Below are 20,623 nucleotides of genomic sequence, written 5' to 3'. Positions count from 1 at the left end.
CTGATGACCAACCGTCTGGAGCTGTCCGGCATTATTTGCAGGACTCCACTTCGTAAGGTCAGCCCGTCAGGAATTCCTCACTGCCAGTTCGTGCTTGAGCATCGTTCAGTGCAGGAGGAAGCCGGTTTTCACCGGCAGGCATGGTGTCAGATGCCCGTTATTATTAGCGGTCATGAGAACCAGGCCATTACTCACAGTATAACGGTCGGTAGCGCAGTAACCGTTCGAGGGTTCATCTCTTGCCATAAGGCAAAGAACGGCTTGAGCAAAATGGTTCTGCATGCCGAGCAGATTGAATTGATAGATTCTGGAGACTAGCCATATGGCACGTTATTTCCGTCGTCGCAAGTTCTGCCGTTTCACCGCGGAAGGCGTTCAAGAGATCGACTATAAAGATATCGCTACGCTGAAAAACTACATCACCGAAAGCGGTAAGATTGTCCCGAGCCGTATCACCGGTACCCGTGCAAAATACCAGCGTCAGCTGGCTCGCGCTATCAAACGCGCTCGCTACCTGTCCCTGCTGCCGTACACTGATCGTCATCAGTAATCGGTCACGGTCCATTAATACGACTTTGAGAGGATAAGGTAATGCAAGTTATTCTGCTTGATAAAGTAGCAAACCTGGGTAGCCTGGGTGATCAGGTTAACGTTAAAGCGGGCTATGCTCGTAACTTCCTGGTCCCGCAGGGTAAAGCTGTTCCTGCTACCAAGAAAAACGTTGAATTCTTCGAAGCACGTCGTGCTGAACTGGAAGCCAAACTGGCTGACGTTCTGGCAGCAGCTGAAGCTCGTGCTGAGCAGATCAACGCCCTGGAATCCGTAACCATCGCGTCTAAAGCTGGCGACGAAGGTAAACTGTTCGGTTCCATCGGTACTCGCGACATCGCTGACGCTGTTACTGCAGCAGGCGTTAAAGTTGCTAAGAGCGAAGTTCGCCTGCCGAACGGCGTTCTGCGTAACGTTGGCGAGCACGAAGTGAACTTCCAGGTTCACAGCGAAGTATTCGCTAAAGTTATCATCAACGTGGTTGCTGAGTAATCGGCCTCTGACGTTCTGGTAACAACAAACCGCCGGCCTTGTGCCGGCGTTTTGCTTTTTAGCGCCTTTCATTTTGCGGCGGCGTAACGCTTGCTGTCGTCTTCTCTGCTATCGCGCACGCACAAAGCTGCCGTTCGACTGGCGGGTAAACAGCACCTGCTGGCCGTTGCCGGTATCGATAGTGAGCCCGGTGACCACGCCGTTGGCGTTCTGCCGAATCTGCACCGTCTGTCCGCTCTGCAAAGTACTTAGCGGCTTGCCAGCGCCTTCAACCTGCGCCATGGCGTAGACGTCAGTGGCCGGCAGCCCATGATCGCGGAACAGCTGCGCCAGGGTTTTGCCTGACTCGATGCGATAGGTCCGCCATTGCTGCTCAATACCCGGCGCGGACTGCTGTGATGAGGATTGATAAGGCTGGGTGGCGGCGGGCTGCTGCGTCTGCGCTTGATCCGGCTGCTCATCCTGAATCGGCTCCGGGGCGACCGGCGCCATCTGATCGGCGTCGCTCACGGTAGGCGTATTAGTGATCGGCGGCAGCGGAACGGCCTGATTGCCGCCAGCTTGCGGCTGGGACTGCGACTGTAGATTCAGGTTCGCTTCACGGCTGGTCGACGCCGGGCTTTGGCTATCATCGGAGGGAAGCAGAATACCAATAATAACCAACAGGAAGCCAGCGATAATTCCCCGGCGGTGCATCGGAGGCAGCGGGTCCAGGAGGCGAAAATGATCCGGGGCGTGCCAGATTTTCGCCAGGGTAGATGTCAGTTCAAAGCGCCCGGGCATGGCTTTCCTCCTGCTCCGCATATTTATATCCTGCTCATGAGTATAGATGGCTAACGTCCTGATGACCGGAACAAAGTGAAGTTAACCTGCTGCCGCCTATTGTTTCTTTTTCGCTGAGATTTGTCATCATCCGCCGACAAAGTTTTACCCATTTCGCTATGGCTGTTATGCTTTCGCACGCTTTTATCTTGATGTTTATCACCCAAAAAGGAACAACGATGGCAACCCCAACTTTTGACACTATCGAAGCGCAGGCAAGTTACGGTATCGGCTTGCAGGTTGGACAACAGCTGAGCGAATCCGGCCTGCAGGGGCTGCTGCCGGAAGCGCTGGTGGCGGGTATCGCCGATGCGCTGGAAGGTAACCAGCCGCAGGTGCCGGTGGAAGCCGTTCACCGCGCGCTGCGTGAAATCCACGAGCGTGCTGACGCTGTGCGTCGCGAGCGTTTTCAGGCCATGGCCGCTGACGGCCAAAAATACCTTGATGAAAACCGCGAGAAAGAAGGTGTGAACAGCACCGAGTCTGGTCTGCAGTTCCGCGTACTGATCCAGGGCGAAGGCCCGATCCCGGCGCGTACTGACCGCGTTCGCGTGCACTACACTGGCAAACTGATCGACGGCACCGTCTTCGACAGCTCCGTCGCTCGCGGTGAACCGGCTGAATTCCCGGTGACCGGCGTGATCGGCGGCTGGATTGAAGCGCTGACTCTGATGCCGGTAGGTTCCAAATGGGAACTGACGATCCCGCACAACCTCGCCTACGGTGAGCGCGGCGCTGGCGCATCGATTCCTCCGTTCAGCACCCTGATCTTCGAAGTTGAACTGCTGGACATTATCTAAACAGCAGCGGCTTCCTCTTCCCCGCGGCAGGGGAAGCCATAAAAATAGCGTAAAATCCTTAAGTTAAAAATTAATTGGAATTATGTTTTGCATTCATCACGTATGGGTGTATTTTTGTGAGCTATTTCGCGTTAGATGAGTGATATAACACTCACTTTAAACATAAAATTAACATTATATCTAAATCATAGTATTCATCCCTCCGATTCTTACCTAATATCGACTAGCCCTTGCTGGGGTTAATGACAGACGACGGGCCATCAGAGCCTGAACAACACAGACAGGTACAACAGGAAGAAATCACATGGTAGATCAGGTTAAAGTCGCTGCTGTCGAGCAGGAGCCGACTGAACAATCGCTACGGCGAAATCTCACAAACCGACATATTCAGCTGATCGCGATTGGCGGAGCGATCGGCACCGGGTTATTTATGGGTTCTGGCAAAACCATCAGCCTTGCCGGACCATCCATTATCTTTGTTTATATGATTATCGGTTTTATGCTGTTTTTCGTGATGCGTGCCATGGGCGAATTACTGCTGTCGAACCTCGAATATAAATCCTTTAGCGACTTCGCGGCCGATCTGCTGGGGCCGTGGGCGGGCTACTTTACCGGCTGGACCTACTGGTTCTGCTGGGTAGTGACCGGGATGGCGGACGTTGTCGCCATCACCGCCTACGCGCAGTTCTGGTTTCCCGGACTCTCCGACTGGGTCGCCTCGCTGGCGGTGATCCTGCTGCTGCTGGGCCTGAACCTGGCCACCGTCAAGATGTTTGGCGAAATGGAGTTCTGGTTCGCGATGATCAAAATTGTCGCCATCGTGGCGCTGATCGTGGTCGGCCTGGTAATGGTGATGATGCATTTCAAATCGCCGACCGGGGTCGAAGCCTCTTTCGCCCACCTGTGGAATGACGGCGGCTGGTTCCCGAAAGGGCTGAGCGGCTTCTTCGCCGGCTTCCAGATTGCGGTGTTTGCCTTCGTGGGGATTGAGCTGGTGGGTACCACCGCCGCCGAAACCAAAGACCCGGAAAAGTCCCTGCCGCGAGCGATTAACTCCATCCCGCTGCGTATCATTATGTTCTACGTCTTCGCGCTGATTGTGATTATGTCGGTGACGCCGTGGAGCTCCGTGGTGCCGAGCAAGAGCCCGTTCGTTGAGCTGTTCGTGCTGGTTGGTCTGCCGGCGGCGGCGAGCCTGATCAACTTCGTGGTGCTGACCTCCGCGGCCTCCTCGGCCAACAGCGGCGTGTTCTCTACCAGCCGTATGCTGTTCGGTCTGGCGCAGGATGGTCAGGCGCCGAAGATGTTCGCCAAGCTGTCGAAGCGTGCGGTGCCGGCGAAGGGCTTAACCTTCTCCTGCATGTGTCTGCTGGGCGGGGTGGTGATGCTGATGGTCAACCCGAGCGTGATTGCCGCCTTCACCATGATCACCACGGTGTCGGCGATCCTGTTTATGTTCGTCTGGACCATCATCCTTTGCTCTTACCTGGCGTATCGCAAAAACCGCCCTCAGCTGCATGAGAAGTCAAGCTACAAGATGCCGCTGGGTAAAGTCATGTGCTGGGTGTGCATGGCCTTCTTCGTCTTTGTGCTGGTGCTGTTGACCCTGGAAGACGATACCCGTGAAGCGCTGATGGTCACCCCGCTGTGGTTTGTGCTGCTGGGCGCGGGCTGGCTGTTTGCCGGCAAAAAACGGCTGGCGAAATAAACGAAAATTTTAACGTTGCTTGCAACGGCCCGTCATAAAAAAGGCCACCCGGAGTGGCCAAATAAGACGGACAATGTCGAGGGCGCCCGCGGGCGCCTTTTTCTTTACTTTCCGCCGAGGGCGCGCGGGAACAGCACATTATTTTCCAGGCTGATGTGTTCCATCAGATCGTCGATCATCTCGTTGATACCGTTATACATCGCCTTCCAGGTGGTACAGGCTTCCGGCGGCGGCGTCACGTTGTGGGTGATGTGCTTAATGACTTCCAGCAGTTCACCCGCTTCATCATGCTCGCTTTCCATCACGCTGATCGGCCCCCCGGCCTGGGCGCCCATTCCCTGTTTGATCATCGGGAACAGGATCTGTTCCTCTTTCATCATGTGGCTGGAAAGCTCCTGATGCAGCATGGTCAGGTACTTAGTCAGTCCTTTCGGTACGTTCGGTTTATCGGCATGGACGCGTTCAACCTTGGTGGCCTGCAGGATCAGCTCCGGCAGCTGTTCACGGTGCCGGTCGTGATAGCGAACGATGATATGGTCGATAATCTCCGCGAGGGGCGCCGCGCGCCAGTCGCGGGAGAGAGGCTGTTCGGCCAGTTTCGCCAGCTCGGCTTCAATCACCGCGACATCCAGCGCTTTGCGCGACGCGGCGCGCGCCAGGGTCTGTTTGCCGCCGCAGCAGTAATCCATATCGTATTGACGGAACAGGGCGGAGGCGCGCGGGATGGTCAGCGCCAGCTCGCCTAAAGGTTGGTCACGGAAAGCCATAGCAGTTACCTCGTCATCAGGAATATAAGATGTATTTTAAATGCATCTTTTTGGCGAGGGAATACCCCTTAAGGAGGCGAGGCTACTTTTTTTCGTCCGCCAGCGGCTGCAGCATCGGTTTTTCCGGTCTGGCGCGTACGGCGGAGACCACGCCGAGCACCAGCAGCAGGATGCCGCTCAGGGTCAGCAGCGGCGGTAAGCTTTGCCGCAGCAGGAAGGTATACAGCAGTCCGGCCAGGGTTTCGAAGACGATAAGCGGGCCGAGGATCACCGTCGGCAGCCGCTGGCTGGCAATATTCCAGCATAGCGCGCCGACCCATGAGCAGAGCACCGCGATGGCCAGCATCAGCGTAATAAACACCGCCGGACGCGGGCCGAAGGGCAGGGGAAACCCGGCCTGCTGACCGTGCAGCCAGGCGCAGGCGGCGAGATAGCCGGCCAGCGAAACCGGAAGCGTCACCAGCGCCTGAGCGGTAGCCCACATCATTGGCGGTTGATGCGGGTTCTCCCGCAGCCAGCGGGCGTTGCGCAGAGCATACCAGGCCCAGCAGACCACCGATCCCAGCGCCAGCGCAATGCCGGAGCCGTAGCGCCACGGGCTAAAATTCGGCAGCCCCTGACGCAGCTCCGCGACGTTAACGCAGATCAGGCCCACAGCGATGCAGATCAGCGCCGGAAACAGGCGCCGCCACGGCAGCTTCCCGTCGCGCTGGCTGTAGAGCAGATTGGCGAACACCGGCAGTACCACCGGCAGCGTGCCGATAATCATGGTGGAAACCGGCGCCCCGGTGCGCTGAATGGCGCTGGCCAGGCAGACGTAATAGATAAGGTTCCCCATCATTGTCAGGCCCAGCGCGGTCCACCAGTCGTGCCGGCTCAACTGGCGCAGTCGCGCGCGCCCGAGCCACGCCAGCGGCAGGGCGATCAGGCCCAGCGCCAGATAGCGTCCCATCGACTGCAGCATCGCCGGATACTCTGGCACCAGCAAAGGCCCGACGAAAATTAAACCCCACATCAGCCCCGCCAGCAGGGCGTATAACACACCACTAATCATCATTGCATCCGTTGTCATTACCGTTGTCTGCAGTGTAGAAGGGGGTCGGGCAGGAATATTGTATGAGATTGCGAATTAGCGCCTGGCGACCTGCTTCTGATAGCGCACCGGCGTAATGCCGTAACGCTGGGTGAAGGCGCGGGTCAGGTGGGACTGGTCGGTGAGGCCGACGGCTATCGCCACTTCGGCGGCGGGCATGCCGTGGGTGAGGAACGCTTTGGCGCGCCACAGACGGATGGCCATCAGCATCTGATGGGGCGTTACGTGATAGTGGGCTTTAAACTGGCGCTGAAAGTGGTACGGGCTCAGCGCCGCCACCTGCGCCAGCTCGTCGAGGGTGATGGGACGCATATAGTTATCGTGCAGGTAGTCGCGCACGCGGTCAAAGCGATGCCCGGCCTCACCTTGCGCAGAGGCATGGTGGGCCAGAGGGCGGAAGGCGTCGATGAGGTCGAGCAGCAGTCCCTGCTGGGGCAGCGGATCGTCGCTATGCCACAGGCCATAAATCAGCTGGCCAATTTGTCGGGAACGCAGGGGATCCTCGCGGACCACCTCGCTGAACCACCAGTCTCGCACCCCGGTGATGGCTTCAAGACGGTCCGGCTCCAGATAAATCATCCGGTAGCGCCAGCCGTCGGCGGTTTCCGCTTCGCCGGTGTGCAGCTCGTCGGGATTCATGGTGACTATGGAGTTTGCGGCGGCAATATGCTGACTGCCGCGGTAGCGAAAGCGCTCCGCGCCTTGCTCAATCACGCCGATGCCGAAGGCTTCGTGGGTATGGGGTTCAAAGGCGTAGCGGGATATATGGGCGTGGTAAAGCTCCACCCCGGGCAACTGTTCGAGATGGCGAAAGCGCGCGCGGTCTTTTTCATCACTAAATTGGAGTGGTACGCCCTGCATGCCTGCCTCCCGACGGTTATCCCTTCAATATGGGAGAGGAACCGCCGGGACGCAACCGCAAAAGCTGAGAGGGGCGGTTACAGAATGCCTTTCACGCTTTCAGCAAGGGAGGTGGTCGGGCGGCCGATCAGCGTACTCAGGGTGCGGCTGTCGTCAAACAGTCCGCCTTTCGACGCGCCGACATCGGAATCCGCCAGCATATCGGCAAGCCCGGCCGGCAGGCCGACGCTTTTCAGCGCGGCGGCGAAATCGGCTTCGCTGAGGTTCTGGTAGACCACGTTTTTCCCGCTTTGCTTGCTCAGCTCGGCAGCCAGGTCGCTCAGCGTCCAGGCGTTATCACCCGCCAGTTCGTAAATTTTGCCTTCATGACCCTCACTGGCGATAACGCGGGCGGCAGCGGCGGCATAATCCGCGCGGGTGGCGGAGGCGATTTTACCCTCGCCGGCGGCGCCGATAAACACGCCATGCTCCAGCGCCGGCGGCGCGCTGGCCAGATAGTTTTCGGTATACCAGCCGTTACGCAGCAGGGCGTAAGCGATACCAGAGTCGGCCAGCATCTGCTCGGTTTCGATATGCTCTGCGGCCAGACCCAGCGGCGAAGTGTCGGCATGCAGCAGGCTGGTATACGCGATGAATTTCACTCCGGCGGCTTTGGCGGCGTTAATGACGTTGCGGTGCTGTACAGCACGCTGGCCGACTTCGCTGGAGGAGATTAACAGCAGTTTATCCACGCCCTGCAGCGCGGCGGTCAGCGCCGCTTCGTCGCTGTAGTCGGCCTGGCGGACAACCACGCCCTGCTGGCTGAGCGCCTGGGCTTTGGCCGGGTTGCGGACAATCGCCACAATCTGGCTGGCAGGGACGGTGTTAAGCAGGTCTTGCAGAACGTAGTGGCCAAGCTGGCCGGTGGCACCGGTAAGAGCGATCATGGGTCTTCTCCTTCGTGTTTATTGGCAGTTGTGGTAAGCTACCACCTTAACTAACTTTTAGTAAGTACGTACAAAAAGGTAAGTGTGAAATGGCCGAACCGACGCTGAGCGAGAAACTGCGCACCGGCAATTTGTTTGCGGAACAGTGCCCGTCGCGCGATGTGCTTAAACATGTCACCAGCCGCTGGGGCGTGTTGATTCTGGTGGCGCTGCGCGAGGGAACCCACCGTTTCAGCGATCTGCGCCGTAAGATGGGCGGGGTCAGCGAAAAGATGCTGGCGCAGTCGCTGCAGGCGCTGGAGCAGGATGGTTTTATCGATCGCGTCTCTTATCCGGTGGTGCCCCCGCACGTTGAATATAGCCTGACGCCGCTCGGCCTGCAGGTGAGCGAGAAGGTGGCCGCCCTGGCGGACTGGATCGAGGTTAATCTGCCCTCGGTGCTGGCTAACCACGGGGAGTGAAAATGTATCACTCCCTGTAGCCCCGGTAAGCGCAGCGCCGCCGGGGAACAGGCATTACTTGCTCAAATCCAGCTGATAAATGGCGAAGCCGATATCATCGGTGGCCACCTGGCGCATTGGATACTGTGCTTTCTCTTTGATAAACGCCGCGGCTTTGTCGCCAGGCGAGGTCTCAAAACGAATATCCAACGGCGTGTTGCTGTGGATCGGCGCCAGACGCCAGTTGTTATCCGCCGCCGAATGGATCGCGCCTTCCTTCTTCGATTGCGCGCCAATCCATGCCGCCAGCACCGAACGGTTTTCATCCGGTGAGGCGAAGGCGATATGGCTCTCACCGGTGCCGGCGAATTTGCCGCCGTAAGCGCGATAGTTATTGGTCGCGACCAGGAAAGTAGCCTGCGGATCAACCGGTTTTCCATTGAAGGTCAGGTGCTTAATACGCTCTGCCTGCGGATGGATCATCTGACATTCGCCGTCGTAGCGGGCCGGCTGAGTGACGTCGATCTGGTAGTTCACCCCGTCAATGACGTCGAAGTTGTAGGTGCGGAAGCCGTCCCAGTTGATCAGCGACTGCGGCTTGCTGCTGGCGGGATCGATCTGGTTAAACTGTCCGGCAGAGCATTCCAGCCACTCCTTAACCTCTTTCCCGCTGACCTTCATCACCACCAGGGTGTTGGGGTAGAGATAGAGGTCGGCGGCATTGCGGAAGGTGAGCTGGCCTTTCTCCACTTCGACAAAGCTCGCCGGATCGTTTTTACGCCCGCCGACTTTAAACGGCGCGGCGGCGGAGAGCACCGGCAGCTTCGCCAGATCCGGGTCGCCCTGAATATAGTGTTCTACGTAGGCTTTCTGCGCCATGTTGACCACCTGCACCGTCGGGTCGTCCTGCACCAGCGCCAGATAGCTGTACATGTTGTCGGCGGACTTGCCGATCGGCTTGCTGACGAATTCGCGAGTGGCGTCATGATCGGCTTTCAGCACCGCCACCAGCTTGGCATCTTCGGCCGCCAGTGATTTCTTCGCCACCGCGTCATAGATTGGCCGCGCTTCCGCTTTACTCTGAGTTACCTGCCATTTACCGCTGTCGTTATTTAGCACCAGATCGACCACCCCGAGATGATCGCCCCACATTCCCGGCATCACCGCCGGTACACCGTTCAGCGTCCCTTTGGCGATATCCGCGCCTTTGATGTTGGCGAAGTCTTTACCCGGGAACACCGCGTGGGCATGGCCGAACATAATGGCGTCCACGCCGGGCACCTGGCTTAAGTAGTAAACCGAATTCTCGGCCATCGCCTGATACGGGTCGGCGGAGAGGCCGGAGTGAGCGACCACTACCACCACATCAGCCCCTTTCGCCCGCATCTCCGGGATATATTTGCGCGCGGTTTCGGTAATGTCATTGACCGTCACCTTGCCGTTAAGATTGGCTTTATCCCAGGTCATGATCTGCGGCGGCACAAAGCCGATATAGCCGATGCGCAGGGTGTGGGATTGACCGTCGCTGTCCACGACCCGGGTATCCTGGATCAGGTACGGCGTAAACATCGGTTTTCCGGTTTTGGCATCGATGATATTGGCGTTCACGTAGGGGAACTTCGCCCCGGCCAGCGCCTTGTGCAGGAAGTCGAGACCGTAATTGAACTCATGGTTGCCCAGGTTGCCGACGGCGTAATTCAGGGTGTTCATCGCCTTATATACCGGATGTACATCGCCCTCTTTGAGCCCTTTTGCCGCCATATAGTCGCCTAACGGGCTCCCCTGGATCACATCCCCGTTATCCACCAGCACGCTGTTTTTAACTTCTGCCCGCGCCTGTTCGATCAGGGTGGCGGTACGCACCAGGCCGAATTTCTCCGTGGCGGCATCTTTGTAATAGTCGAAGTCCATCATATTGCTGTGCAGATCGGTGGTTTCCATGATCCGCAGGTCGACCGTCGCGGCGTTGACGCTGGCGGCGATCAGCGTGGCCAGGAGCGTTGCGCTAAACTTAATCATCAGAGGCGTCCTTTTTTATGAGCGATAGCACAGAAGAAAATGTATTTATATTCTGTTGCTTACAGAAATGTGAATCTTGCCAGAAAAGCGGGCAGAGAAACCGCCATCGTTATCACAGATAGCGGAACTCGCGGTGATGCGATATAAATAAAACAACGAGTTAACGCCACTGTAACCAGACGAGGTGGAGAATGTTAGAACAAGTAAGTCAGCTTGCACGGAATGCGGGCGATGCCATCATGGAAGTCTACGATGGAAACCAGCCGATCAACGTCGCCAGCAAGAAAGATGATTCTCCGGTCACGGCGGCGGATATCGCAGCGCATAAAGTCATTGTCAGCGGCCTGCAGGCGCTGGATCCGGATACCCCGGTCCTCTCCGAGGAGGACCCGCCGGCGTGGGAAGTGCGCCAGCACTGGCAGCGCTACTGGCTGGTCGACCCGCTGGACGGCACCAAAGAGTTTATTAAGCGTAACGGCGAATTCACCGTCAATATCGCGCTGATTGAAAACGGCAAGCCGACGCTGGGCGTTGTCTATGCGCCGGTGATGAAGGTGATGTACAGCGCGCAAAATGGTAAAGCCTGGAAAGAAGAGTGCGGCGTACGCAAGCAGATCCAGGTCCGCGATGCCCGTCCGCCGCTGGTGGTGATTAGCCGCTCCCATAGCAACGATCCGGAGCTGCAGGAGTACCTTGAGCAACTGGGCGAACACCAGACCACCTCAATCGGTTCGTCGCTGAAATTCTGCCTGGTGGCGGAAGGTCAGGCCCAGCTCTATCCGCGCTTCGGGCCGACCAGCACCTGGGACACCGCCGCCGGCCATGCGGTCGCGGTGGCCGCCGGGGCGCATGTTCACGACTGGCAGGGGAAAACCCTCGACTACACGCCGCGTGAATCCTTCCTCAACCCCGGCTTCCGGGTCTCTATTTATTAAGCAATTTATGCAGCAGGTCGATCACCTGCTGCACCTCTTGTTGGGTGAGGGCGCCGTCCTTAGCCCACTGCACACGCCCGTTCTTATCCAGCACCACGATCGCTGAGCTCTTCTCGTCCAGCTGCCAGGCCTTCCGCACCAGGCCGTTGCTGTCGACGATAAATTGCGACCATGGGAAGAGCTTTTTATTACTTTCAATGCTGTTGCGTACAAACATCCCGGTGCCCGGGATGGCGTCGTCAGTGTTTACAATGGTGGTGGTCTGATAGCGATCGTGCGGGAAGCCCGCCGCTTTAATCGCCTCGATCAGGTTGGCATTCTTCTCTTTTGCTGACGAGCGTCCGGCGATGTGCTGGACCACGCGCACTTTTCCCGCCAGCTGGGCGCTATTCCAGTTTTTATAGCTAAACTTATCCTTATCCAGAATAAGCTCTCCCCGATCCGCGACGCCAACGGGCGCCACGCGCTGGCCGTCGACGAAGTTATGCGCTGTGGCCAGCAGCGGGAGAAGCAGTAACGAGGCGGCCAGTATGCTACGTAGGGTCATGCGCAATCCTTAATCATTTTTATGCAGGTGATCCGACCACTTGGTCTCGTTTAATCATAAGTGCGATTGACGGTGATTACCCGCAATGAGGATGCCAGTTTGCGTGTTGACGCACAAATTAGTCGTAAAACGGCGACTTATACTTACTTCATCGTATGTCTGAAACGAAAATTCTGAATTATTGTCATCAAAGGGTAAATAAACTTATACATACTGGGTCCCTCTGAGATTCTGGACTATAGTTTTAGGGCATTAAAATTTGCGCTCCCAAGACGTGGGCTAACTGTGGCACCACAAGAGCGTAACCCTGGCAGGAGAGAAGAATGAAAATTTTCCAACGCTACAATCCGCTGCAAGTGGCGAAGTACGTGAAGATCCTGTTTCGTGGACGGTTGTACATCAAGGACGTTGGCGCATTTGAATTTGATAAGGGCAAAATCCTTATCCCGAAGGTCAAGGACAAGCTGCATCTGTCAGTGATGTCCGAAGTCAATCGTCAGGTGTTGCGTCTGCAAACTGAGATGGCATAACCTGGCACGTAGCAGTACGTAGTAGGTAAAAGACGGCTCCCGATGGGAGCCGTTGATGTTTTTAGCCCTTCATTTCCGCATAGCGTTTGCGATATTCGCCCGGTGGGATGCCGTTATGTTTACGAAACAAGCGGGTGAAATAGACCGGATCGCTGTAGCCCACCGATAAAGCAATTTTGTTAAGTGGGAGTGTGGGATAACCATTTGGGCCATAAAAAAGGGCGGATGGTCATCCGCCCTTAGGAGAGAGAAAAGATTACGCTCAGGCGTTCTGGCTTTCCGCCGTTTCCGCCTGCTTCGGCACCAGCACCGTTGGCTTGTTATCGATGCGGGTCACCAGCAGCTGGTCGATACGGTAGTTATCGATATCCACGACCTCAAACTTATAGCCGGAGAACTTCACCGCGTCGGTGCGTTTGGGGATTTTACGCAGCATAAACATCATAAAGCCGCCGATGGTCTCGTAATTCCCGGACTGCGGGAACTCGTCGATATCCAGCACGCGCATCACGTCATCAATCGGCGTACCGCCATCGATCAGCCACGAGTTTTCATCGCGGGCGACAATCTGCTCTTCCAGCCCCTGGCCGACGAGGTCGCCCATCAGGGTGGTCATTACGTCGTTGAGAGTGATGATCCCGACCACCAGCGCGTATTCATTCATGATCACCGCGAAGTCTTCCCCGGCGGTTTTGAAGCTTTCCAGCGCTTCCGACAGGGTCAGGGTGTCCGGCACGATCAACGTGTTGCGGATCTGTACGCCGCCGGTCAGCACCAGGCTCTGGTTCGCCAGCACGCGGTTCAGCAGATCTTTTGAATCGACGTAACCGATAATGTGGTCGATATCTTCATTACAGACGAGGAACTTCGAGTGCGGATGTTCGGCCACTTTATTCTTCAGGCTCTGCTCGTCTTCGTGCAAATCAAACCAAATGACGCTTTCACGCGGGGTCATGGAGGAAGGAACGGTGCGGGACTCCAGCTCGAACACGTTCTCAATTAGCTCATGCTCCTGCTTGCGCAGCACCCCGGCCAGCGCGCCGGCCTCGACCACGGCATAGATATCATCGGAAGTGATATCGTCTTTCCGCACCATCGGCAGTTTGAAGATGCGGAAGATCATGTTGGCCATGCCGTTAAACAACCACACCAGCGGGCGGAAGACTAACAGGCAGAAGCGCATCGGGTTGATGATGCGCAGGGCCACTGTTTCGGGCGCAATCATACCGATGCGTTTCGGAGTCAGGTCAGCAAACAGGATGAACAAGCTGGTGACCAGGGTAAAAGAGATGATGAAGCTCAGCTGCTCGGAGAGCTCCGGTGACAAATACCCGCTGAGCAGGCTATGAAACGCCGGTGAGAAAGCCGCGTCGCCCACAATACCGCCAAGAATGGCGACGGCGTTGAGGCCAATCTGCACGACGGTAAAGAAGGTGCCCGGGTTCTCCTGCATCTTCAGCACCCGCTGTGCGTTGACGTTGCCTTCATCGGCCAGCAGTTTCAGTTTGATTTTACGTGAGGCGGCCAGTGAAATTTCCGATATCGAAAAAAACGCACTGACGGCTATCAGACAGAGTATTACTAAAATACTGTTTAACATATCTTTTCTGACCGTTGAGGCCAGATCCTCGGAAGGGAAGTTGATAACTCAAATGTGGAATACATAAAAAACCGGTCCGAAGGCGCTGGACCGGCTGTCACACTGGCTAGTATAGCGTAAGGGAATGTAAAGCCGCCAGAGCGTTCATTGACCGCCTCGCTGTTGAGGCGGAAATCAGAATTACGCCTGAGGCGGCAGGCAGACGCCAATGCCGCCGATGCCGCAATAGCCGTGCGGGTTTTTATACAGATACTGCTGGTGATCGTCCTCGGCATAGTAGAACGGTTTGGCGGTGGCGATCTCGGTGGTGATGTGACGGGTATCGTGCGCGTCGTTCATCGCCGCCTGGAAGCGCGCGAGGCTGGCCTTTGCCGCCTCCGTCTGTTCCGGGGTCAGCGGGTAAATCGCCGAGCGGTACTGGGTGCCGTGGTCGTTACCCTGCCGCATACCCTGCGCCGGGTCGTGATTTTCCCAGAACACCTGCAATAACTGCTCATAGCTAATCACCTGCGGATCATAAACCACGCGTACCGCTTCCGCGTGACCGGTCTGGCCGCTGCATACTTCGCGATAGGTCGGATTGGGCGTATAGCCGCCAGTGTAACCTGCGGCGGTGCTGTAAACCCCCGGCAATTGCCAGAACAGGCGCTCAACTCCCCAGAAGCAGCCCATGGCGAACAGCGCCACTTCCATCCCCGCCGGGACGTTGGTCATCGAGTGGCCGTTAACTGCGTGGAGCGTCGCCACTGGCATGGGGGTATTGCGTCCAGGCAGCGCATCCGCCTGGGCGACAAGATGCGTTTTATCAAATAGACTCACGGTTGGCCTCTCAATACAGAAATCGTCGTTAAGGTTGTAACGAAGCGTGTCTTTTAACACAATAAATACGCGTAATACGTCTAGATTAATACATAAGAATTATTTGGGTTATTGCCACTTTTTCAACCCTATGTTGTTAGGGTTTTGTTAAGCCGTGGAGCGGCGCCAGTGTTTCCTGTAGAGGAAACAGGGATATTCAGGAGAAAATGTGCTAAAAATCCGCCAGTTATGCGTCACCAGCCTTTTGCTGGTCAGCGGGGTCGCCAGCGCAGCGAATGTGCGTTTGCAGGTTGAGGGATTATCCGGGGAGCTGGAGAAAAACGTTCGCGCCCAGCTTTCCACCATCCAGAGCGATGAAGTCACGCCGGATCGTCGCTTTCGCGCGCGCGTCGATGACGCCATTCGCGAAGGTCTGAAAGCGCTGGGTTATTACGAGCCGACGATTGAATTTGATTTGCGTCCGCCGCCGAAAAGGGGACGTCAGGTGCTGATCGCCAAAGTGACCCCGGGAGAACCGGTGCGCATTGGCGGAACCGAGGTGATTCTGCGCGGCGGCGCCCGCACCGATAGCGACTACCTGGCGCTGCTGAAAACGCGCCCGGCCATCGGGACGGTGCTCAACCACGGGGATTACGACGGCTTCAAGAGCTCGCTGACCCGCGTCGCCCTGCGCAAAGGCTACTTTGACAGCGAGTTTCTTAAGAGCCAGCTCGGGGTCTCCCTCGACCGTCATCAGGCGTTCTGGGATATCGATTACGACAGCGGCGAACGCTATCGCTTTGGCCACGTCACTTTCTCTGGCTCGCAAATCCGCGATGAATACCTGCAAAACCTCGTGCCGTTTAAAGAGGGCGACTACTACACCTCGCAGGACCTGGCCGAGCTAAACCGCCGCCTGGCGGCGACCGGCTGGTTCAGTTCGGTGGTGGTGGCGCCTGATTTTGCTAAGTCGCGGAAAACCAAGGTGCTGCCTCTGCAGGGCGTTGTCTCGCCTCGCAAAGAGAACACCGTGGAAACCGGGGTCGGCTATTCCACAGACGTCGGTCCGCGGGTGAAAGCCACGTGGAAAAAACCATGGGTCAACTCGTATGGTCACAGCCTGACCTCCAGCGTCAGCCTCTCCGCCCCGGAGCAGCAGTTCGACTTTACCTATAAAGTCCCACTGCTGAAGAGCCCCCTCGAACAGTATTATCTGATGCAGGGCGGTTTTAAGCGTACCGACCTCAATGATACCCAGGCCGACTCTACCACCCTGGGGGTCTCGCGTTTCTGGGAGATGTCGAGCGGCTGGCAGCGAGCGATTAACCTGCGCTGGAGCCTGGATCACTTTACCCAGGCGAACGTCACCAACACCACCATGCTGATTTATCCTGGGGTCTCGGTGAACCGCACTCGCTCCCGCGGCGGTCTGATGCCTACCTGGGGCGATTCCCAGCGCTACTCGGTGGATTACTCCAACACCATGTGGGGCTCGGACATCAACTTCATCGTGATGCAGGCCCAGGACGTCTGGATCCGTACCCTCTATGACCGCCACCGCTTTGTGGTGCGCGGCAACCTTGGCTGGATCGAAGCGGACAACTTTGACAAGGTGCCGCCGGATCTGCGCTTTTTCGCCGGGGGCGACCGCAGTATTCGCGGCTATAAATACAAATCTATCTCGCCGAAGGACGATGACGGCAAGCTGATCGGGGCCTCGAAGCTGGCCACCGGCTCGCTGGAGTATCAGTACAACGTCAGTGGCAAATGGTGGGGCGCCGTCTTTATCGATAGCGGCGAAGCGGTCAGCGATATTCGCGAGAGCGATTTCAAAACCGGCGCAGGGGTGGGCGTGCGCTGGCAGTCGCCGGTGGGGCCGATCAAGCTGGATATCGCCCGGCCGATCGGCGACAAAGAAGAGCATGGTTTACAGTTTTACATCGGTCTGGGGCCTGAATTATGAGTTTATGGAAGAAGATAAGCCTCGGCGTCTTAATCGTGTTAGTGCTCCTGCTGGGCACCGTCGGGTTCCTGGTGGGGACCACCACCGGCTTGCATCTGGTGTTCAAGGCGGCGGATCGCTGGGTACCGGGGCTGGAAATCGGCAAAGTGACCGGTGGCTGGCGTGATTTAACCCTCGATAATGTTCGCTACGAACAGCCCGGCGTGGCGGTGACCGCCGGTCAGTTTCACCTCAGCGTCAGGTTGCGCTGCCTGTGGGACAGCAGCCTGTGCGTAAACGACATCGCGCTGCGCGATATTTATGTCGCCGTCGATACCAAGAAGATGCCGCCCTCAGCGCCGGTCGAGGAAGAGGACAGCGGGCCGCTGAATCTCTCCACTCCTTATCCGATCACCCTCAGCCGCGTCGCGCTGCATAACGTCAACGTCAAAATCGATGATACCGCGGTCTCCGTACGCGACTTTTCCACCGGCCTGAACTGGCAGGAGAAAAATCTGACCCTGACGCCGACCTCGCTGCAGGGGCTGCTGATCGCCCTGCCTAAGGTGGCGAAAGTGGCGCAGGAGCAGGTGGTTGAGCCGAAAATTGACAACCCGCAGCCGCAGGAAAAACCGCTCGGCGAGACGATGACCGACCTCTTCTCGCAGCCAGTGCTGCCGGCGATGACCGATGTCCATCTGCCGCTGAACCTCAATATTCAGGCGTTCCGCGGCGAGCAGCTGCGCCTGACCGGCGATACCGATATCACCGTGTATAACCTGCTGCTGAAAGTCAGCAGTATCGACGGCCAGATGAAGCTCGACGCCCTTGATATCGACTCCGATCAGGGCAAGGTCAGCGCCTCGGGCAGCGCGCAGCTGCAGGATAACTGGCCGGTGGACATTACTCTCGCCGGAACCCTGAACGTCGACCCGATGAAAGGGGAGAAGGTGCAGCTGAAGGTGGGCGGCGAAGTGCGTAAAACGCTCAAAGTCGGAGTGGACTTAAGCGGGCCGGTCGCGGCCACGCTGCGCGCGGATGCGCAGCTGGCGGAGGTAGGGCTGCCGCTCAATATGGAGCTGAAGAGTAAGCAGCTCGCCTGGCCGTTCAGCGGCGAGAAGCAGTTTCAGGCCGACGATGTCCAGCTGAAGTTCAGCGGCAAAATGACCGACTATGCGCTGGCCTTCTCCACCGCGGTGAAAGGTCAATCGCTGCCGCCGGCGAAAATCGCCCTCAACGCCAAAGGCAATGAACGGCAGATCAATCTCGACAAGCTGACGGTCAATGCCCTGGAAGGGAAAACCGAGCTGAAGGCGCTGCTCGACTGGCAGCAGGCGATCAGCTGGCGCGGCGAGCTGACCCTCGACGGCATCAACACCGCCAAAGAGGTGCCGGACTGGCCGTCGAAGCTTAACGGCCGGATCAAGACCCAGGGCAGCCTGTACGGCGGCAGCTGGCAGATGTCGGTGCCGGAGCTGAAAATTACCGGCAACGTGAAGCAGAACAAAGTGGATGTGGCGGGCTCGCTGCAGGGTAACAGCTATCTGCAGTGGAAAATCCCGGGACTGCATCTGGCGTTGGGCCCGAACAGCGCTGATATCAAAGGCGAACTGGGGGTGAAGGATCTTAATCTCGACGCCACCATCGATGCGCCGCACCTGGATAATGCGCTGCCGGGGCTCGGCGGGACGGCGAAGGGCTTGGTAAAAGTGCGCGGCACTGTCGATGCGCCGCAGCTGCTGGCCGATATCACCGCCCGGGCGCTGCGCTGGCAGGAGCTGACCATCGCCCAGGTCAACGTCAAAGGGGATGTGAAATCCACCGATCAGATTGGCGGTAACCTGGACGTGCGGGTGGATCGCATCAGCCAGCCGGGGGTCAATATCAGCCTGGTGCAGCTCAATGCCAACGGTACAGAGAAACAGCATGAGCTGCGGCTGCGCGTGCAGGGCGATCCGGTTTCCGGCCAGCTGGCGCTGGCAGGCAGCTTCGATCGTCAGGCCGAACGCTGGAAGGGCTCGCTGAGCGATACCCGCTTCCAGACGCCGGTGGGGCCGGTAGCGCTGACGCGCAGCATTGCGCTGGACTATCGCAATCTGGAGCAGAAAATCAGCATCGGGCCACACTGCTGGACCAACCCGAACGCCGAGCTCTGCGTGCCTGAAACCATTGACGCGGGCGCCAGCGGACGGGCGCGGGTGAATCTCAACCGCTTCGATCTGGCGATGCTCAAGCCGTTTATGCCGGAGGCGACCCAGGCCAGCGGCGTGTTTACTGGTAATGCCGATGTGAGCTGGGACACCACCAAAGAGGGACTGCCGCAGGGCAAAGTGACCCTCAGCGGGCGCAACGTCAAGGTGACCCAGGTCGTCAACGACGCGCCGTTGCCGGTGGCGTTCGATACGCTGAACCTCAGCGCCGACCTGCACAACAATCGCGCCGAGCTGGGCTGGCTTATCCGCCTGACTAACAATGGTCAACTGGATGGGCAAGTGCAGGTTACCGACCCGCAGGGGCGGCGTAATCTCGGCGGCAATGTCAATATCAGCAACTTCTCGCTGGCGATGATCAACCCGATTTTCGCTCGTGGTGAAAAGGCAGAGGGAAGGCTCAACGCCCGTCTGCGTCTGGGCGGTAATGTGAAAAGTCCGCAGCTGTTCGGCCAGATGCAGCTGAGCGGGGTGGATATCGACGGCAACTTTATGCCGTTTGATATGCAGCCGAGCCAGCTGGCGATGAACTTCAACGGCACGCGCTCGACCCTGCAGGGGACGGTGAACACCCGCCAGGGGCAAATCGCCCTCAGCGGTAACGCCGACTGGACGCAGATCGATAACTGGCGGGCGCAAATTGCGGCGAAAGGCAGCCGGGTGCGGATCACGGTGCCGCCGATGGTGCGTCTCGATGTATCGCCGGATGTGGTGTTTACCGCCACGCCAAGCCTGTTCAATCTCGACGGCAAAGTGGATGTGCCCTGGGCGCGGATCGTGGTCAACGAGGTGCCGGAGAGCGCGGTCGGCGTCTCCTCTGATGAAGTGATGCTGGATAAAAATCTCAAGCCGATTAAGCAGCAGAGCGCCAGCATCCCGATCAACAGCAACCTGACCATTCACGTCGGCAACAACGTTCGTCTGGAAGCCTTCGGCCTGAAAGCGCGTCTGACCGGTGATTTGAAAGTGGCGCAGGACAAGCAGGGGCTGGGCCTCAACGGGCAGATTAATATTCCGGACGGCCGTTTCCACGCCTATGGTCAGGACTTGATTGTCCGCAAAGGGGAGCTGCTGTTCTCCGGTCCGCCGGATCAGCCGTTGCTGAATATCGAAGCGATTCGTAACCCGGATGCCACCGAAGACGATGTGATCGCCGGCGTTCGCGTCACCGGCTCCGCCGATCAGCCGAAAGCGGAGATCTTCTCTGATCCGGTTATGTCCCAGCAGGAAGCGCTGTCTTATCTGCTGCGCGGCCAGGGTTTGAGTAGTGGTCAGAGCGATAGCGCCGCGATGACCTCAATGCTTATTGGTATGGGGGTTGCACAAAGTGGTCAGGTTGTGGGTAAAATCGGCGAGACGTTTGGCGTAAGCAACTTGGCGTTGGACACCGAAGGGGTAGGCGATTCTTCCCAGGTGGTGGTCAGCGGCTATGTACTGCCGGGTCTGCAGGTAAAATACGGGGTCGGTATCTTCGATTCCCTGGCGACGCTGACTTTACGTTATCGCCTGATGCCTAAGCTATATGTGGAAGCGGTGTCTGGCATCGACCAGGCGCTCGATTTGCTCTATCAGTTTGAGTTTTAG

General features: G+C 57.6%; 19 protein-coding genes and 1 pseudogene. 10 read left to right on the top strand and 10 right to left on the bottom strand.

What is annotated here, in order from left to right; genetic code table 11:
• Positions 1 to 3 precede the first annotated feature (3 nt).
• From priB to rplI, 3 genes are read left to right on the top strand one after another with little or no spacing between them, the layout of a single operon-like run.
• On the top strand, positions 4 to 318 hold the full coding sequence (priB, locus tag KHQ26_RS20465) for a primosomal replication protein N (RefSeq protein ID WP_002885722.1): 315 nt from the start codon (positions 4 to 6) through the stop codon (positions 316 to 318).
• A gap of 4 nt (positions 319 to 322) precedes the next feature.
• Positions 323 to 550, top strand: coding sequence for a 30S ribosomal protein S18 (gene rpsR, locus KHQ26_RS20460; protein ID WP_000135199.1), 228 nt, complete (start codon positions 323 to 325; stop codon positions 548 to 550).
• 41 nt (positions 551 to 591) lie between these two features.
• Positions 592 to 1,041, top strand: coding sequence for a 50S ribosomal protein L9 (gene rplI / locus KHQ26_RS20455; protein ID WP_002886682.1), 450 nt, complete (start codon positions 592 to 594; stop codon positions 1,039 to 1,041).
• Between the two features lie 108 nt (positions 1,042 to 1,149).
• On the opposite strand, the gene KHQ26_RS20450 is transcribed toward rplI, so the two are convergent.
• Positions 1,150 to 1,824, bottom strand: a complete 675-nt coding sequence (locus KHQ26_RS20450) for a LysM-like peptidoglycan-binding domain-containing protein (protein WP_004177687.1) — start codon at positions 1,822 to 1,824, stop codon at positions 1,150 to 1,152.
• Between the two features lie 218 nt (positions 1,825 to 2,042).
• On the opposite strand from KHQ26_RS20450, the gene fklB reads away from it, so the two are divergent.
• Positions 2,043 to 2,663, top strand: coding sequence for an FKBP-type peptidyl-prolyl cis-trans isomerase (gene fklB, locus KHQ26_RS20445; protein ID WP_020803908.1), 621 nt, complete (start codon positions 2,043 to 2,045; stop codon positions 2,661 to 2,663).
• Positions 2,664 to 2,967: 304 nt separating this feature from the next.
• Positions 2,968 to 4,371 (top strand): D-serine/D-alanine/glycine transporter, encoded by a 1,404-nt coding sequence (cycA, locus tag KHQ26_RS20440; protein WP_002886688.1) that lies wholly within the window; start codon positions 2,968 to 2,970, stop codon positions 4,369 to 4,371.
• 104 nt (positions 4,372 to 4,475) lie between these two features.
• Here the strand turns inward: cycA and ytfE are convergent, their stop codons facing one another.
• The 4 genes from ytfE to KHQ26_RS20420 all read right to left on the bottom strand — a co-directional run bounded on the left by ytfE (position 4,476) and on the right by KHQ26_RS20420 (position 8,018).
• Positions 4,476 to 5,138 (bottom strand): iron-sulfur cluster repair protein YtfE, encoded by a 663-nt coding sequence (gene ytfE / locus KHQ26_RS20435; RefSeq protein ID WP_004152016.1) that lies wholly within the window; start codon positions 5,136 to 5,138, stop codon positions 4,476 to 4,478.
• A gap of 82 nt (positions 5,139 to 5,220) precedes the next feature.
• Positions 5,221 to 6,192: a DMT family transporter gene (locus KHQ26_RS20430; protein ID WP_002886691.1), complete on the bottom strand. Its 972-nt coding sequence runs from the start codon at positions 6,190 to 6,192 to the stop codon at positions 5,221 to 5,223.
• A 75-nt stretch (positions 6,193 to 6,267) separates the two neighbouring features.
• Positions 6,268 to 7,092 (bottom strand): AraC family transcriptional regulator, encoded by an 825-nt coding sequence (locus KHQ26_RS20425; RefSeq protein WP_020803921.1) that lies wholly within the window; start codon positions 7,090 to 7,092, stop codon positions 6,268 to 6,270.
• Positions 7,093 to 7,169: 77 nt separating this feature from the next.
• Positions 7,170 to 8,018, bottom strand: coding sequence for an SDR family oxidoreductase (locus KHQ26_RS20420; protein WP_002886702.1), 849 nt, complete (start codon positions 8,016 to 8,018; stop codon positions 7,170 to 7,172).
• Between the two features lie 89 nt (positions 8,019 to 8,107).
• Between KHQ26_RS20420 and KHQ26_RS20415 the strand changes: the two genes are divergently transcribed.
• Positions 8,108 to 8,479: a winged helix-turn-helix transcriptional regulator gene (locus KHQ26_RS20415; protein ID WP_004152015.1), complete on the top strand. Its 372-nt coding sequence runs from the start codon at positions 8,108 to 8,110 to the stop codon at positions 8,477 to 8,479.
• 54 nt (positions 8,480 to 8,533) lie between these two features.
• Here the strand turns inward: KHQ26_RS20415 and cpdB are convergent, their stop codons facing one another.
• Positions 8,534 to 10,477, bottom strand: a complete 1,944-nt coding sequence (gene cpdB, locus KHQ26_RS20410) for a 2',3'-cyclic-nucleotide 2'-phosphodiesterase (RefSeq protein ID WP_029497139.1) — start codon at positions 10,475 to 10,477, stop codon at positions 8,534 to 8,536.
• A gap of 191 nt (positions 10,478 to 10,668) precedes the next feature.
• Here cpdB and cysQ point away from each other — a divergent pair, with 191 nt between their 5' ends.
• Entirely contained in the window at positions 10,669 to 11,412 is a 744-nt protein-coding gene (gene cysQ, locus KHQ26_RS20405; protein ID WP_004192435.1) for a 3'(2'),5'-bisphosphate nucleotidase CysQ, read from the top strand.
• Here the strand turns inward: cysQ and KHQ26_RS20400 are convergent.
• Positions 11,402 to 11,959: a YtfJ family protein gene (locus KHQ26_RS20400; RefSeq protein ID WP_002886706.1), complete on the bottom strand. Its 558-nt coding sequence runs from the start codon at positions 11,957 to 11,959 to the stop codon at positions 11,402 to 11,404. The genes cysQ and KHQ26_RS20400 overlap by 11 nt on opposite strands.
• Positions 11,960 to 12,282: 323 nt before the next feature.
• Here KHQ26_RS20400 and KHQ26_RS20395 point away from each other — a divergent pair, with 323 nt between their 5' ends.
• A complete protein-coding gene (locus KHQ26_RS20395; RefSeq protein WP_002886707.1) occupies positions 12,283 to 12,489 on the top strand; it encodes a DUF1107 domain-containing protein in 207 nt (68 codons plus the stop codon).
• Positions 12,490 to 12,550: 61 nt separating this feature from the next.
• Here KHQ26_RS20395 and KHQ26_RS20390 read toward each other — a convergent pair.
• The 3 genes and pseudogenes from KHQ26_RS20390 to msrA all read right to left on the bottom strand — a co-directional run.
• A pseudogene (locus KHQ26_RS20390) lies at positions 12,551 to 12,682 on the bottom strand (helix-turn-helix domain-containing protein); the annotation flags it as partial.
• Positions 12,683 to 12,751: 69 nt separating this feature from the next.
• On the bottom strand, positions 12,752 to 14,089 hold the full coding sequence (locus KHQ26_RS20385; RefSeq protein ID WP_002886718.1) for a hemolysin family protein: 1,338 nt from the start codon (positions 14,087 to 14,089) through the stop codon (positions 12,752 to 12,754).
• Positions 14,090 to 14,269: 180 nt separating this feature from the next.
• Positions 14,270 to 14,908 (bottom strand): peptide-methionine (S)-S-oxide reductase MsrA, encoded by a 639-nt coding sequence (gene msrA / locus KHQ26_RS20380; protein ID WP_002886721.1) that lies wholly within the window; start codon positions 14,906 to 14,908, stop codon positions 14,270 to 14,272.
• A 208-nt stretch (positions 14,909 to 15,116) separates the two neighbouring features.
• Between msrA and tamA the strand changes: the two genes are divergently transcribed.
• Both tamA and tamB read left to right on the top strand, forming a co-directional pair.
• A complete protein-coding gene (tamA, locus tag KHQ26_RS20375) occupies positions 15,117 to 16,850 on the top strand; it encodes an autotransporter assembly complex protein TamA (protein WP_004178361.1) in 1,734 nt (577 codons plus the stop codon).
• Positions 16,847 to 20,623, top strand: a complete 3,777-nt coding sequence (gene tamB / locus KHQ26_RS20370) for an autotransporter assembly complex protein TamB (RefSeq protein WP_020805443.1) — start codon at positions 16,847 to 16,849, stop codon at positions 20,621 to 20,623. The genes tamA and tamB overlap by 4 nt, the downstream gene beginning before the upstream one ends.

It is taken from the genome of Klebsiella sp. 10 (genome assembly GCF_018223925.1).
GTDB lineage: Bacteria > Pseudomonadota > Gammaproteobacteria > Enterobacterales > Enterobacteriaceae > Klebsiella > Klebsiella pneumoniae.
Note: the sequence above shows the minus strand (reverse complement) of the source record. Positions and strands in the feature narration are given on the sequence as shown.

What these genes read in the sequence shown, in the direction of transcription:
- priB (WP_002885722.1), top strand. Translation starts at nt 4, where the DNA reads ATGACCAACCGTCTGGAGCTGTCCGGCATTATTTGCAGGACTCCACTT.
- rpsR (WP_000135199.1), top strand. Translation starts at nt 323, where the DNA reads ATGGCACGTTATTTCCGTCGTCGCAAGTTCTGCCGTTTCACCGCGGAA.
- rplI (WP_002886682.1), top strand. Translation starts at nt 592, where the DNA reads ATGCAAGTTATTCTGCTTGATAAAGTAGCAAACCTGGGTAGCCTGGGT.
- KHQ26_RS20450 (WP_004177687.1), bottom strand. Translation starts at nt 1,824, where the DNA reads ATGCCCGGGCGCTTTGAACTGACATCTACCCTGGCGAAAATCTGGCAC.
- fklB (WP_020803908.1), top strand. Translation starts at nt 2,043, where the DNA reads ATGGCAACCCCAACTTTTGACACTATCGAAGCGCAGGCAAGTTACGGT.
- cycA (WP_002886688.1), top strand. Translation starts at nt 2,968, where the DNA reads ATGGTAGATCAGGTTAAAGTCGCTGCTGTCGAGCAGGAGCCGACTGAA.
- ytfE (WP_004152016.1), bottom strand. Translation starts at nt 5,138, where the DNA reads ATGGCTTTCCGTGACCAACCTTTAGGCGAGCTGGCGCTGACCATCCCG.
- KHQ26_RS20430 (WP_002886691.1), bottom strand. Translation starts at nt 6,192, where the DNA reads ATGATTAGTGGTGTGTTATACGCCCTGCTGGCGGGGCTGATGTGGGGT.
- KHQ26_RS20425 (WP_020803921.1), bottom strand. Translation starts at nt 7,092, where the DNA reads ATGCAGGGCGTACCACTCCAATTTAGTGATGAAAAAGACCGCGCGCGC.
- KHQ26_RS20420 (WP_002886702.1), bottom strand. Translation starts at nt 8,018, where the DNA reads ATGATCGCTCTTACCGGTGCCACCGGCCAGCTTGGCCACTACGTTCTG.
- KHQ26_RS20415 (WP_004152015.1), top strand. Translation starts at nt 8,108, where the DNA reads ATGGCCGAACCGACGCTGAGCGAGAAACTGCGCACCGGCAATTTGTTT.
- cpdB (WP_029497139.1), bottom strand. Translation starts at nt 10,477, where the DNA reads ATGATTAAGTTTAGCGCAACGCTCCTGGCCACGCTGATCGCCGCCAGC.
- cysQ (WP_004192435.1), top strand. Translation starts at nt 10,669, where the DNA reads ATGTTAGAACAAGTAAGTCAGCTTGCACGGAATGCGGGCGATGCCATC.
- KHQ26_RS20400 (WP_002886706.1), bottom strand. Translation starts at nt 11,959, where the DNA reads ATGACCCTACGTAGCATACTGGCCGCCTCGTTACTGCTTCTCCCGCTG.
- KHQ26_RS20395 (WP_002886707.1), top strand. Translation starts at nt 12,283, where the DNA reads ATGAAAATTTTCCAACGCTACAATCCGCTGCAAGTGGCGAAGTACGTG.
- KHQ26_RS20385 (WP_002886718.1), bottom strand. Translation starts at nt 14,089, where the DNA reads ATGTTAAACAGTATTTTAGTAATACTCTGTCTGATAGCCGTCAGTGCG.
- tamB (WP_020805443.1), top strand. Translation starts at nt 16,847, where the DNA reads ATGAGTTTATGGAAGAAGATAAGCCTCGGCGTCTTAATCGTGTTAGTG.